This is a genomic window from Acidovorax sp. LjRoot74, assembly GCF_964254355.1.
Taxonomy (GTDB): domain Bacteria; phylum Pseudomonadota; class Gammaproteobacteria; order Burkholderiales; family Burkholderiaceae_C; genus Acidovorax.
Genome location: NZ_CAXUTI020000001.1, coordinates 1,991,912 through 2,005,060, shown reverse-complemented (window position 1 = coordinate 2,005,060; position 13,149 = coordinate 1,991,912). Strand labels below are relative to the sequence as shown.

Annotated in this window: 14 protein-coding genes; 7 read left to right on the top strand and 7 right to left on the bottom strand. The window is 57.4% G+C overall.

The genetic code is table 11. The annotated features are described in order from the left end of the window. Positions 1 to 61: 61 nt before the first annotated feature. Positions 62 to 334, bottom strand: a complete 273-nt coding sequence (locus ACSQ3O_RS09180; protein ID WP_436138603.1) for a hypothetical protein — start codon at positions 332 to 334, stop codon at positions 62 to 64. Positions 335 to 1,075: 741 nt separating this feature from the next. Between ACSQ3O_RS09180 and ACSQ3O_RS09175 the strand changes: the two genes are divergently transcribed. Continuing rightward, positions 1,076 to 1,990: a hypothetical protein gene (locus ACSQ3O_RS09175; protein ID WP_436138602.1), complete on the top strand. Its 915-nt coding sequence runs from the start codon at positions 1,076 to 1,078 to the stop codon at positions 1,988 to 1,990. Here the strand turns inward: ACSQ3O_RS09175 and ACSQ3O_RS09170 are convergent. Then, positions 1,970 to 2,278, bottom strand: a complete 309-nt coding sequence (locus ACSQ3O_RS09170) for a helix-turn-helix domain-containing protein (protein ID WP_436138601.1) — start codon at positions 2,276 to 2,278, stop codon at positions 1,970 to 1,972. The two genes, ACSQ3O_RS09175 and ACSQ3O_RS09170, sit on opposite strands and share 21 nt — an antisense overlap. A gap of 167 nt (positions 2,279 to 2,445) precedes the next feature. On the opposite strand from ACSQ3O_RS09170, the gene ACSQ3O_RS09165 reads away from it, so the two are divergent. From ACSQ3O_RS09165 to ACSQ3O_RS09155, 3 genes are all read left to right on the top strand, one after another. Further along, entirely contained in the window at positions 2,446 to 3,462 is a 1,017-nt protein-coding gene (locus tag ACSQ3O_RS09165; RefSeq protein ID WP_436138600.1) for a hypothetical protein, read from the top strand. Positions 3,463 to 3,554: 92 nt separating this feature from the next. Continuing rightward, entirely contained in the window at positions 3,555 to 3,971 is a 417-nt protein-coding gene (locus tag ACSQ3O_RS09160; protein ID WP_436138599.1) for a hypothetical protein, read from the top strand. 169 nt (positions 3,972 to 4,140) lie between these two features. Then, entirely contained in the window at positions 4,141 to 4,476 is a 336-nt protein-coding gene (locus ACSQ3O_RS09155) for a hypothetical protein (protein ID WP_436138598.1), read from the top strand. A 204-nt stretch (positions 4,477 to 4,680) separates the two neighbouring features. On the opposite strand, the gene ACSQ3O_RS09150 is transcribed toward ACSQ3O_RS09155, so the two are convergent. Further along, positions 4,681 to 4,989, bottom strand: coding sequence for a hypothetical protein (locus tag ACSQ3O_RS09150; protein ID WP_436138597.1), 309 nt, complete (start codon positions 4,987 to 4,989; stop codon positions 4,681 to 4,683). 417 nt (positions 4,990 to 5,406) lie between these two features. On the opposite strand from ACSQ3O_RS09150, the gene ACSQ3O_RS09145 reads away from it, so the two are divergent. Both ACSQ3O_RS09145 and ACSQ3O_RS09140 read left to right on the top strand, forming a co-directional pair. Continuing rightward, positions 5,407 to 5,700 (top strand): DUF4148 domain-containing protein, encoded by a 294-nt coding sequence (locus ACSQ3O_RS09145; protein ID WP_137747165.1) that lies wholly within the window; start codon positions 5,407 to 5,409, stop codon positions 5,698 to 5,700. 306 nt (positions 5,701 to 6,006) lie between these two features. Next, positions 6,007 to 6,780 (top strand): DNA/RNA non-specific endonuclease, encoded by a 774-nt coding sequence (locus ACSQ3O_RS09140; RefSeq protein WP_436141100.1) that lies wholly within the window; start codon positions 6,007 to 6,009, stop codon positions 6,778 to 6,780. A gap of 276 nt (positions 6,781 to 7,056) precedes the next feature. On the opposite strand, the gene ACSQ3O_RS09135 is transcribed toward ACSQ3O_RS09140, so the two are convergent. From ACSQ3O_RS09135 to ACSQ3O_RS09125, 3 genes are all read right to left on the bottom strand, one after another. Further along, entirely contained in the window at positions 7,057 to 8,118 is a 1,062-nt protein-coding gene (locus ACSQ3O_RS09135; protein WP_436138596.1) for an endonuclease/exonuclease/phosphatase family protein, read from the bottom strand. Between the two features lie 482 nt (positions 8,119 to 8,600). Then, positions 8,601 to 9,710 carry an IS5 family transposase gene (locus tag ACSQ3O_RS09130; RefSeq protein WP_436138591.1) on the bottom strand — a complete coding sequence of 370 codons (1,110 nt, stop codon included), beginning with the start codon at positions 9,708 to 9,710 and terminating at the stop codon, positions 8,601 to 8,603. A gap of 267 nt (positions 9,711 to 9,977) precedes the next feature. Further along, positions 9,978 to 11,072 (bottom strand): hypothetical protein, encoded by a 1,095-nt coding sequence (locus tag ACSQ3O_RS09125; protein ID WP_436138595.1) that lies wholly within the window; start codon positions 11,070 to 11,072, stop codon positions 9,978 to 9,980. A gap of 50 nt (positions 11,073 to 11,122) precedes the next feature. Between ACSQ3O_RS09125 and ACSQ3O_RS09120 the strand changes: the two genes are divergently transcribed. Next, positions 11,123 to 11,899: a hypothetical protein gene (locus tag ACSQ3O_RS09120; RefSeq protein ID WP_436138594.1), complete on the top strand. Its 777-nt coding sequence runs from the start codon at positions 11,123 to 11,125 to the stop codon at positions 11,897 to 11,899. On the opposite strand, the gene ACSQ3O_RS09115 is transcribed toward ACSQ3O_RS09120, so the two are convergent. Further along, positions 11,873 to 13,066: a hypothetical protein gene (locus ACSQ3O_RS09115; protein ID WP_436138593.1), complete on the bottom strand. Its 1,194-nt coding sequence runs from the start codon at positions 13,064 to 13,066 to the stop codon at positions 11,873 to 11,875. The genes ACSQ3O_RS09120 and ACSQ3O_RS09115 overlap by 27 nt on opposite strands. Positions 13,067 to 13,149 lie beyond the last annotated feature (83 nt).

Here is a 13,149-nt window from a genome sequence, read left to right as displayed (position 1 = left end):
AGCAGCGCGAATAAAATAGATTTTATTATCAGACGTTGGACAAGCATATTGGTTGCCACCGTCATCCTGAGCAAATGACACACCCAGCCAACTTTCCACGATCAATCAGGTGCATCCACTCTGCGCGGAAGCTCAGTACTTCAGCGATATCGCCGTAGCCGGTCGCGGTAAGGAACGCCTCGGCGCTCTCAGGAACTGGCACTTCCCCGCCGGTACCTGGGCTTGGGCGGCGGTACGGCTCAAACGGTTTGAACAACGGATGCAGTCGCCGCAACGTCGTTCGCTGGCCGGTCATCAGACGAACGATAAAGTCATTGATCTGTGTTATAGCCATGCTCCTCCAATGTCTCCTTCAGGCCGATAGTACGCGCTCGACCTCAAAACACGGTTGACTGCAATCGCTGCAAACCCGCCCCATCAACAACTCCCGGGCCCATCACAACGCAGCCGCAGCATCAGAACCCCATCTCCCCCACCCTGCCGCCAATCCCGCACATCCGCACACTCCCGCCCACATCCCGAGCACTGCAGCCTCTCGGTGTACTTCATCGCCCCCGACTCATCCCGCGCCACCACCCTGTGGTAGCTGGTCGCACCACACAAGCCGCAGCAGTTGGGAGAAGTAGGTGGGTTTGTCTGCATGGCTCTGCAAGAAATACGGGTACGGGTACGGGTACGGCACGGGTCGGGTCAGCTGTCAGACAGATGGTAGCAATCCACACGGCATACGAGCCAGGTCGCCCCTCGGCAACCTGGCTTTGTTTTCATGGGGGTTCCGCAGCAAACGCCGCCTCTCGCGGCTCCAACCCGGGCAGGGATAGCACCTCTCGCGCGGAAACAGCGACACGTCTGAGGGGTCCACCACGGAAACAACGACATGGCGACATTCATGGTCCCTGCCCGGGGGCAACGGATATGGGGAGTTGGGATGGTGGGGTACCGGGGCACCAGAGCACCGAAGTTCTGGCCATGCTTGTAGGCCAGCGTCAACGTGTGGCCTTCTGGCGCGTTCATATGATGAGTTTGCATCACATATCATTCACGCCATTCCGGCACAGAGAGGGGAGGCCTGACCATGCTGTCGCTTCAAACGCACCGTGTGCGTCTGGTCTTTCACAGGCTGGCCTGGTTCTTGGCCAGCGCGCTCGTCGCTGGTCCTGTTGTGGCAAGCCCAGCATCCAGCGCGGAGTTCAGCGCAATCCTGGAGACCCAGGGGCCCTACTCCGCCCTTTTTCGGGTGAGCCCAGAGTCTGGCGACCTGGTGGGCCATGTGTTTCGGACGGACTCGATGGTGGGTCGTCGGATCATGGAGGGCTGTCTTGTGGGCATGCCTTGTGTCCTGGACAGCGTGCGCACCAGGGCGTTCGACAGTGCTGCGGGATTTGGGCTGGGGTTTTCGGACCAGCCTGCGGGGTGGCGGGAGATCACCGCAGCCGAAGGGGCTCGGGTGGGTTCGGCCATTGAGGACTACCGCAGCGAGGTCGTGACCCGCTATGGAGTGGTCGCTGCAGACCAGGAGAACCTGACCTTGCTGTGGCGCGGCAAGCCTTTGTGGCCTGCGGGGTCGGGAAGCTTTTCTGTGGTGCGCCATGTCTCTTCCTGGGGGCAAGGAGAGTTGCTGCTGGTGCAAAACACCGGTGGCTCTGCTTGCCCTGCCCTGTACCGATGGATAGAGGTGTCGCAGCGGGGTGTCCGTGCATCACCCGAGTTCGGGACTTGTTCCGATCTGGCCTACCCCTTTGTGGAAGAGAGCCCCCAGGGCCAACCCCGGGCTGTGGTGCGGATGGTGGAGCACGTGGGGCCGTTGGGGGCAGAGGCGCTGCGGCGCAAGGCGGGACGCACCCGGGTGGAGTTCGTGTTCAGCGGGGGGCAGCTCACGCAGAGCGGCCCGGGGACAGCGCGGGGGGATGCGCCGTTGGACGCCCATCCGAGCCACCGGCATTCGCCAGCCACGGGCTCAACCACACGCTCAGCCAGTGGACTTCGATGACCGGGAGGTTTTCGGGCGGGGTGTGGGTTTGGATTCTGGCGGTGGGCGCAGCAGGGTCCAGGGCTCAACGCCCAGGGCCTGGGCAAAGCGCCCGATGTTCTCCAGCGCGACGTTCCAGGTGGAGCGCTCAACGCCTGAGACATAGGTGCGGTCCAACCCGGTCTCATGGGCCAGGCGTTCCTGGGACCAGCCTTTTTCTACGCGCAACAAACGGATCTGGTACGCGAGCACGTCACGCAGGTTATCGCTTGCTGGCAGGCGGGTAGGTCCGGAGGGTTTGGCTGGCACCCCGAGAGGATGCTTTTTTGGTTTGTTTGCATCTACGGAGTTTGCTTTTCACTTGAAGGAGGGAGAGATCGGTATCGGGTTGTTTTGAGGTGGAGGTGGGTGTGTTTTGGGATTTTGGGTTGATGGGTTTGTTTTCTTTTTCTATTTCCATACAGGAGGGTTGATCTATGCGTCGGTTGTCAGTGGTTTTTGTGGCCTGTGCGGCCTTGTTATCGGGGTGCTTGGGCGGCGATGTTTCGCGCGTCAAGGAGTCGCGGATGAAGGGGTGGCCGGATTTCACGGTGGGGCAGTTGCTGGGCACGCGCAAGGCTTGTTCCAGTACAGAGTGGAAGAGTTTCACGGATACGCGGGATCGCAAGGTGGTGGAGTACAGCTGTGACTACGCTCCGGGTACGGCCTATCTGAAGGCCAAGCACGTAGAAGATATGGAGGAGGCGCGCAAGCACCGCGAGGCCAGCTTGGCCGATCTGGTGAAGTCCGCCGAGTACGACCAGGAGCGAATTGCACTGGCACAGGCCAAAGTGCGTGGCCAGCTGGAAGGCTCTGCGGAGCTGGAGGGTCAGCTCGAGGGTCTGAAGGTCGATGTTCAGCGCCTTCAGCAACTGAGCAAAAACTCTACCTGTCGGGACCTGGACAAGAACCAGTTCAACCACCCCCAGGTGGTCCGCTTTCTGCAAGAGCTGACCAAGGCTTGCGACGACGGCTCCGCATCTCGAGATCCGGATTTTGGGCGGTCTGTCGAGCTCACCAAGGTCCGGGCGATCAGTTGGGCGCGGCAAACGCTTCCGAGCCTGGAGTCAGGCCTGGCACGCCAGGAGACAACGGGGCTGGAAAGCGCCATGCGTGAAGTCCAGCAGTTGACCGAGTATGCCGAGAAGAACAAGGCCAGCCGTGAGCGGTTAGCCCCTCAACGCCAGGCAGAGCATGAGGCACGCATGGCTCGGCTGGAGCGACGTGGAACGAACTTTGAGAAGGTCCGAGAAGTGTCGCAATGGGCTGTTCAAGAGCAGGGACCGGTGTATCTGGGCTCGCGCGTGGACCTTGTCTTTAGCGACGGGGTCTTGGAGCAGCCTGTGGAGGCGGACTTCGTGTTCACCCACGCCTCCCGGGATTCTGCGGACCTCCATGCGATTTACCAGATCGTCCTGGATCAAACCTGGTCGTTGTACGGCAAAAAGCAGTGAGAGAAACCTCTTAACCCCACTCCTCCTCGCAGGCGCCATCAATTGAAGGCGTCTGCGGGGGGCGTTGGGGGTTCTTTTTTTGGAGAGCGCAAATGAATCGAGAGAAGCCAGAACAGGCGGTCAACGGGACAACAAGAGGCAGGTTTTTTGCAGCAACGGGAATCCTACTGGTGGTCTGCTTACTCAGCGCGTGCGGCCAGTCACTGGACAGCGCATTGCTGGAGGTGGGGCGCTGCTACAAGGCGGGCAATCATCTGCAGGATGAAACGCTGCGCCTGGCGGCCGGTGCAGAGATGGAACGGCTGCTGGCGCAAAAGCGCGATGCGTTCAAGGGGAGCACGGTCTCGGCGACGATGCACTACTTTGCGCCCATCAATGAGCAACTCAACCATGAGATTTTTCCACAGGGAAGATCCACGCCGGTGGACCATTCTCTGAAGCTGCTGCGCAAATGGCAGCAGTCTTCGTACTGCCAGGGGCTGATCGAGAAATCACTGCGGGTGAAGTAGCTGCGCAACGGATGGTGTCGGCATGTGCGTGGCACCTGGGGCGGTGGGCCATAGAGACCGGAGAGCTAAGACAGGCGTCATTCAGGCAATGGTATGGGCGGTTCACATTCGGTGGACTGCTCCTGTCAATGTCGATGGATTTTTGTCGTCTTTCTTCGAGGAGTTTCTTATGCCGTCCCCTATTTCTGTGCAGATTGGACAACGGGAGTTTCGCAGCATGAACCAGGCCCGGTTGCACTATCGCGATGTACTGCACCGCAGCGAGCCGAACCGTCCTGTGGTTGAAGCGGACAGGATGGAAGTGATGGCGTTGGTGAAGGCCGCCGCTCTGGGAGCGCCCTGCCCTGCAGACTCCCAGGTTCATGTGGTCAAGGTCAGCTACGGTCGCAGGGGCTTTGAAGTGCGGGGGAATGAAGGCACCATGTGCCGCGTGTCGATCATGCGGGCCGTGCGCGAGTGTGCTGTGGTGCCACCGGTGTCTTCCACCCCATCGCCCGGCGCCTAAGGCATTGCAGCGACGTTGGCGAGAAAGAACCACGGCGACTTCCACCGGTGGCTACGGCACCCACCTGCAAACATCCGTCGCTGTTCCATGCTGCCGCGTCAACAGGAAGCGGCTAGCTGCAGGCTTTTTGGTAGCCCGCATGCTGAATGCGGAATCACCACCCCATGCGGGACGTCACTGGCCGACGGTAGCGGTTCTCCAGCGTCACACCAGCCGCACGTCAAAGTAGGCCCCCTCCCCTTCCCCCAGATCCCGGAACCCCGCCTGCTTGGCAGCAGCACTGGCCTTGCCCCAAGCCTTGAGCAAAGTGAGATCACCAGGAGACACCACCTCGGGCGGCGACTCTTCCAGACTGTGCATGGTGTCCAGGGCGGCGGCCACCTGTTCGGGACCGCCGAGTTGCTTTTCCAGAGCTTGGGCGTACCGGGCTTCTGCGGCAATGCGCTCCTTGGCAGGGATCTCTTCGGGGTAGTCGCGCAGGGTGACGACATAGGTGGATTCGATGACTTGCATGGCGCTGCTTCTCCTGTGGCTGAATACTGGATAAATATACAGCTTTTGACGCAAATGTGCATGCAGGATGAACCCAAGGAGGCCTCCCCATAGAGCACTCCTTTACCCCCACATTCCTGGCTTCAGCCCCCTGGTCAGACAAGAGCCAGCTCAATGCGCGGGAGTTTCTGGCAGCCTTGAAGGCCGGGTGAATGAGAAGCGAAGACGCGGAGGTACAGCGTAGAAAGGTTCCGAAAGATTGTTTTTAATACTGGAACAGTTAGTTTGCGACTGAGTAGTTTTTCTGTAAACACCATCGGCGTACAGTTCAACCCATCGATGAGCCGAACCCGCAAGGCGACTCACCGAACCCGGTTCAGGAATGGTTTTTGATCCGGCTTTTTTGAGACGCTTTTTTAGCTTTTAAGGATTTTCATCATGAACAAGACCGCCCGTTTCCTCTCCGTCGCCGCTGTTGCCGCTTTCGCCTCGTTTGGCGCCCATGCTGACGAAGCCGATGGCTCGCAATTCGCCCTGAAGTTCGACACGAACCGCACCCGCGCTGAAGTGCAAGCCGAAGCCGTAGTGGAAGCCAAGACCCACAGCATGGAACCCGCAGGCTCGCGCGTCGTGACCTACAAGTCCAACGCTGACCGCGCTGCCGTGCGCGCCCAGGCTGCCGAAGCCGTGCGCACCGGCCAGATCCCCCACGGCGAATTCAGCGCCATGTAATGGGTAGACCAACTGCTTGAGTTGGATTGAAGCAGTTGCGGGACTTCCCATGGTGGTGGCACTTTGCATTTGCGGGTGTTGCTGCCATGGGGAGTGTTAACTGAGCCGCAGGGGCGGGCAGGCAGATCGGGCTCCCTTTGGGGAGCCCTTTCTGTTTGTGGCCCCATCTCTGCAAGCAGCTGTAAAACCCTGCGGGATCCGAGCATTCGGGCCCAAAGTGAGAGATGAACGGTGCTCCAATCTAGCACCTTTTTGTTCCACTTGCTCGTCTCTTCTGTGAATCGTTTGTTCTCTTGGCCAGGCCGTGTGCGCCTGGCAGCAGTGCTGGTTCTGTCTCTCGCCAGCGTTGCTCTCCTGAATCCTTCCTGGGCACGTTCTCCGCAGTTCGATAGTGCGGCGCTGCTCACGCCCGAGCCCACCTCCTTTGCCCAGTGCCCGCAGTTCTTTGCGAATGGCGCGCCACCGGCCATCACGCCCCGGCCGCAGTTGCGCGAGCTTTGCTATGAAGCGTTTGCGGTGCTGCACTCCGGTACCACCAAGACACCGGTGTTCGTAGCCCAGCGCTTGAACCGCAGGCTCATCGAGGATGCGGACGAGAAGCGGGCCAAGCGGTTCTTTGCGGATGCGCGCTTGCCCAGTGGCGAACGGGCGGAGCTGGAGGACTACAAGAACTCAGGCTACAGCCGGGGTCACATGGCGCCTGCGGGAGATATGCCGACGCCGACGGCCATGGCGCAGAGCTTCAGCCTCGCGAACATGGTTCCCCAGATTGCCCAACACAACGGGGGCGCCTGGAACAAGATTGAGCAGGACACACGGCACTATGTGAAGCGGGCCAAGGGGGATGTGTTCGTGATCACCGGGCCGGTGTTCACGGATGCGGGGCCACGCATTGGAGCCAATGGGGTGAAGGTTCCGACCTATCTGTACAAGCTGGTGTACGACGCCACGACCAACAAGGCCTGGGCGCATTGGCAGGAGAACCGGGAGGGGGAGACAGTGGGTCGGCCGATCAGCTACCAGGAGTTGGTGAAGCGCACGGGCGTGGAGTTTCTGCCAAAAAGTGCACTGCAGCACTGAGTGGCGACAAGGCCTGTGGCTGCGGTAGCGCCGTAAATCGGCCTTCTCTGCCTCTTTTTGACAGTGAGCATCCATGAACCGCGCAGAACTTGTTGAAATCCTGGCTTCCATGAATGACCTGTCCAAGACCGCAACCAATACGCATCGGTGCTCATTCCGAAATGGCGCCGGTAGCGGGAGACTCTGCGGCTTGACTGGCTGCGAGGCCTTTCGTGCCGTCAAAATCGAGCAGGCGCTGAGTCCGCTCTTCGCCCCCCAGCACCGGGCAGGCCTTGCTCAGAGGTTCACACCAATCGATACCGGGCAATGGTCACTGAGATGGCGTACCTTGTCTTTTGCAATGGGCTTGCCATCCTTGTCAATGTAAGCATGGCTGCGGACCGAGTTGGCAATGTAAGCTGACTCTGCACCGCCCCCCAGCAAGATGTGATCGATGAGGTTCAGGTCGCCCTTGAAACCGCACTCGGGAACGTGCTTCGCATCTGCTGTGGGGATCAGAATGGGCAACTGGTCTACGGCATTGCCGTCCAGCGATGCCCGCAGCGAAACCTTGGTACAGACCACGCCGGTTCCACACTGTTCATGCTGAGCGGACGACGCCAGAACGCGGTTGAAGTCGCCCAGCACGAGGAAAGGCTTGCCCTCATCCTGGCGTTGTCGGATCCAGCCTTGAAGAATGGGGGCTTGGGCGGACAGTTGCTGGCAGTCATCCGAGGCCGCGTCCAGCGGCACGCGGTGGCAGGCTGACTTCAAGTGCACCACCAGCACCCGCAGAGTGCCGGTTTTCAGCGGTACTTTCACATCCAGTGCCGAGCGGTGGTCTCTTTTCACGGGAACGCCAATTTCGGTGAACGGCTCTGCGATCAGGTCCTGGCCGGGAGCCAGCAGAGACGTTTTCACCGCCAGCCCCACCTTTTGCCATCCACCGTCTGGGTTCACGACCACCTTGTATGTGCCTGGCGCGACCATCGATTTGGGATCACCCGATGCAATGGGCCTGTCCCCCAGGATCAGCTTCGCCGCGTCGGCACTTTGCACCTCCTGCATACCTATCAGGTCAAAATCCAGCCACTTCACGTGATGGGCCAGTCCGGCATAGGCGCCAGCCATCCGAAATGGGCTCCCCTTGCGACACCCTTCGGGCGTACGCTTGTCGAAGTCCACCTTGGCTTCGTCCTGCTTCTGACAGTCTTTCACCAGGTCCATGCTGGAGATCGGATCGTTGGCCAGCCATGCCAGATTCCAGGTGGCGACCTTGATCTGGTCAGCACCTGCAGTCACTGCTCCTGTGCTTGCGACTACTGCCAGTACCCAACTTCTCATCCGTCTGTGCTTCATGTGTTCTCCTGTGGGTGAATGGGTCTCCCAAGTGCGAGACCACGGTTCAGACTATTCAGTCTGTGTGACAGATTCAAGAGCTTGCACAATGGCCGCGTTACCAGAACCCGTGTACCAGACAAGTCCAGACACCGTGGCGCCGCTCTCGCGCACAAATACAGGCGCACCTACAACCACAACCGGGTGGTCACGTCCAACGGCTGGAAGCGGCCCTGGCGAGTGCCCCAGGAGGTCGAGTTTTTTTCACCTGATAGCGGAAACCATCCGTGCGGGAAATGCCTCCTGATTTCAAGCTCCCCTTGGGGAAACAGCGGCCAGAATCCCAACCCAACCATTAACAGGCTGCTGAAATACTCCCCTTGCCCACGAGTATCTTCCTCGACCCTCGCGCATTTCTCGCGCCAGTTTTCCGTATCTTGAAATTCAGCGCTCCATACTGGCGCTTTTTACCCTCGCACGCCCGATTTTTTGCCCTTTTGCCCTCATGCCTGCCCCTGCAGGCGGATTTGCCCCAGGCTGCGCAATCGCGTGAGGTTGTAGCCCGCCATCGTCAGCACAAACATCTGGTCCACTTTTTTGATCCCGCGCACCAGCACCTGACGCATGTGCCCCACCGTCTTGGCCCAGCCAAAGCCTTGTTCGATCAGCTTTCTCTTTTGCTGCGAGATGGCGTAGCCTTCGCTGTCTGCAATCGCGTCAGTAACTGCCGACTGGCGCCCCGACTTGTTCTGCGCTACATGGGGCAGCACGTTCATCTCCTGCAGGGCTTCGATGAATTCCTTGGCGTCGTAGCCTTTGTCTGCCCCCAGGGTGATGGTGATGGGTTCATCGCCGGGCAGCGCCTGGCGGGCATCGTTGATCATGGCCTTGGCCGCTTCACGTTCTGCATACCCGTCAGCCTGGGTGACCACGGCACTGACCACCAGGCCGTGGCGGTTGTCGGTGAGTGTGTGGCCCATGAAGCGCAACTCGCTGGCCGTCTTGCCCTTGCGGTACAGCCTTGCATCCCCATCCGTAGTGGATTCATGGGTGTCGTTGCTGCGCTTTTGGTCTTTGAAGTTGCCCGCGTTGGCGTTGCCGTCATCGTCCGTGCGGTCTTTGCGCACGAAGCTCTTGTGGCCCGCCCAGGCCTGGATCAGGGTGCCATCCACGCTGAAGTGCTCGCCCGAGAGCAGTTCCTGCTCCTGGGCTTGTTGCACGATCTGGTTGAAGAACTCGATGACGGCATCGTGCTCGATCAGGCGCTCCCGGTTCTTGCTGAACACGGTAGGAACCCAGACTGCGTCGTCCATGGCCAGGCCGATGAACCAGCGAAACAGCAGGTTGTATTGGGTCTGCTCCATGAGTTGGCGTTCTGAGCGCACGCTGTAGAGCACTTGAATGAGCATGGCCCGCAGCAGCTTCTCGGGGGCAATGCTGGGACGCCCGCCTTTGATGTCGGCCGCGTACATCTGACCAAACAGGTTGTCCATGTTCGCCAGGGCCTTGTTGACCATCACGCGGATCATGCGCAGGGGGTGATCAAGGGGCACGAAGTCATCGAGGTGGCGCATGGTGAACAGGCTCTCGGTGAAGGTGTCGGCTCCGCGCATGGATGGCTCTTTCTTCTATCTCATCGGTGGGGTGTGCCTCGATTGTCCTGGCAAGGCGGCAGCTGGGCAGTGACGTTGGGGAGTATTTCAGCAGCCTGTTAAAGCAATGGAAGGCAATCGCGTCAGCTTTTTTGTGACCAACAAGCTGCCCGAGCACACCAGCAACTACTGGTACGGGTAGCGTTACTTATTCGTACTTTCTCAGTCTTCAATATGCTGAAAGTGTTGAGTCCCCCCAAGCAACCCAGAGCGACTAACACTGCCTGCTCAACTCGCAAGAAAAGGCCACGGCCCCCGCTCACGACCGGATGCTTGTTCTGAAAAAGGCAGCACACCTTGCCCCTGGTGCGGGCTTCTTCCCGCTCCGTCGTAGGACAGCACGTAGTCGCCCAAGCTCAAATAAGCCGCAGCGTTGTACAACACATTTGCAAGTCCCCCCGGATGGAACTCCAAAATAGGCAAACCACCCCGGACAGAAAAAGGACTACCGGCTGCAGATAGACAGTTGAAACAAATGCCCTGCCCTCCAGTGATTCGAGCTTGCCACTCCCACATAAGTCCCTGCACCATGACATCGAGTTCGTGCTCACGTGGTCCATCAACCACGAGCACCAGATGGAACACCGTGCCTCGCGTCACCCCGTAGTCGCGTTTCCAGGCATGCCCCACCATGGATGGTCCAATCCTTTCTGCAATATGAGACTGCAGTGCACGCCACTGCGCCGCGATGGCATCGTCAATCCCTTGATCAGACGGGAGCAGCCCCCACTGTGCAGGCCAAAAACTGAAGTCAATGCGCACCACGCGAGATGCGGGGTATGCATCGGCAAGCGCTTCAAAGTAGGACGTCAACTCGCTGAAGCGGTTTTTCACTGCTTCGCTCCAACGGTTGGACTTGGCCTTGAAGTCCATGCGCTTCGCCTTTCTGCGAATGGCATTCACGCAGCCGTTCAAACTGTCTGCAGCCGACATCATCATGTCCGCACTGCGAGGTCCTCCGCCAACCCAGGCCATACCAATACCGCGCCGATCACATTCTTCAAACAGCAGTGCCACCAACGGGTCCACCTTGTGACCAGGGCGCAGCAGGCTACGGGCGTGGACCGATTCGACGACAGTACTCAAGAACCGCTTGCCCAAATCGGTTGGCCGTAGGGCCGCCTCCCCAGAACGTGACGCTATCCGAAAAAGCTCGGCCTGAGAGCGCGTGACACTGGCAGTCAACTCGCGCGCCTCCATCAGAAAATGGACCAGATTCCACTCTGGCGTTTGAACAGGCATCACACCGCCTTGATAAGGATGCAGGGCTACCGTACGCTCCTGGACAGCACATCGAATAATCTCGGCTTGAAAAAAACGCATTCTTACCCCTTTACAAAATGAGAACTTACGAGCATAAAAATGATCCCCCCATGTCAAGGCCCGACATCGAGACAGAGATCCACCTGCTAAAAAAATATATTGAGGGAGTTCATCTTCGCTTTTACCAGAGCGATTTTGAACAATACTTCGCATCAATTGACCTTCAGGAAATATCCGAAGAAAATTTTCGACTTGGCATCACAAGCACACATATCAAATCATTTGTAAGCGAAGCCGAGAACCTGCAATACGCGTATGAACAGAACATCGCCGTTCTCTCCATAGCGATCAAATTCGCGGCCATGCACCACTCCGCAGGACGTCCTGATCATGCATGGTTCTGGCTATTCACCGCTAACAAGTCCCGAGGAATACTCACACAAATCGATCAGTACAACTATCTGGAAGAGCGATTGAGTGAGAGGTCAAAAAGTGCGAGGCATGCAGCCCTAGCACGTCACAAAAATACCATAGCACTGAAAACCAAAGTCTTACTGATCCTCTCCGAGCACAAACCCGAGGGTGGTTGGCGCAACTTCAAGACTGCCATGCACACCATCAAAAGCGAAATCGAGTTAGCCATCATCGAATTGGGGATCACTGAAATCCATGCAGGCAAGAAAGATCAGCGCAACGCAGACACTGTCATCGACCTCTTCTATAAATGGCGACACAACGATCCAGAATTCAAAAAGGAATCCAATCAATTTGTAAAAACTTCGAGAAAACTACGCGAATCCATCAGAATGCCTCGCAAGCCAGCAGGCTCAGAGCAAGAGAGTCTTCAGGCTGCTCTACAGTTATTTTCGCGCCCCATCCATGGCTGACTCTTTCTGGCGCTTACGCCCCGACTTTTTCAACGGGGGTTTTGGTGAAAAGCTGGCATGAAATGCTCGGTGGCACCCCGGCAAAACAAGCTGCATATGGAAGTCCGGCTTGGTCAAATAAGCTACCGCCATCACATAACCAGTAAAAAACTCATCGTCCGCATAAGTTGCCATACCCACACCCACATACATATAGCTCTCCTTGTGGGCATTGCACAGATAAAATGTTCCAGCGCCATCCGGAACCAATCGCTTCCAAATTCCACCTATTCGAATTCCATTCTGAATATCCTTTTGATGCTTTGAGCCATCAAGAAATACAAGAGCGTGAAAGTGATAACCCCGGCTGTAGCCATACTCGAGCTTACTAGCACGCCCCAGCAAACCATCCCCATAAGTCTTCTCAACCTCCTTCCAAAAATTCACTCGTAGATTTCTGACTTTTTCATATACAGGTCCCAGCCTACCGTTATCACCAATAGAATTTTCGTTCGGCTCATGCGGTTCAAGCTCTACACCCGCACCATTGGCAAAGCTCAGGTCAAGGCGGATCACTAACACGCGCGCATGTGCATCCAACTGTGTTTTCAGATCCAAAATCAAGCCACGAGCGTTCTTATTGGCATTGCGCCGAAAGTCTTTTTCAAGCTTTTTCCAGCCGCAATCGACAGCCTTTTGGCAGACATCAGCAACCGCGCAATTCAAGCGATTCACTAGCTCGCCAGCAGCCTCAAAGACGCTCGCCGGAAGCACAAAACGACGATCGCGCGGCCTCGCATACATATAAGAATCCACATCCAGGCCAAGCAACCCATGCGCCTGAAAAGCCTCAACAAAAATCAGAAGTAACGGATGAAATTTATGATACTTATTGAGTGCAATGAGATTTACATTAGGACTCACAAGAGCCTTCAGCAATAGACGACGTTCAATACTTACAGACTCCTTCTTTCCCAAATCAAAGTCCTCACACTGAAAATCAAAGCGACGTGGACTGCGGATCATCTTCCTAACCAAGTCAACGATCATCATGAGCAGCTCAACATCATCGAGTTGCTTATCCACAGTGATCTTCAACTTCCCATCAACCTCCTCCAAATGCATTACCGCTTTACGCAGCGCATCTGCTGGACTCAGTGTGATGGGTAAATCAAGTTTCTTCTTCATAAGACTTTCCTATCTTCCTCAATAAGCATCATTGACTGTTACTTGATACTTTTACTTAATAAAATAAGTAGCAGAAATAGATT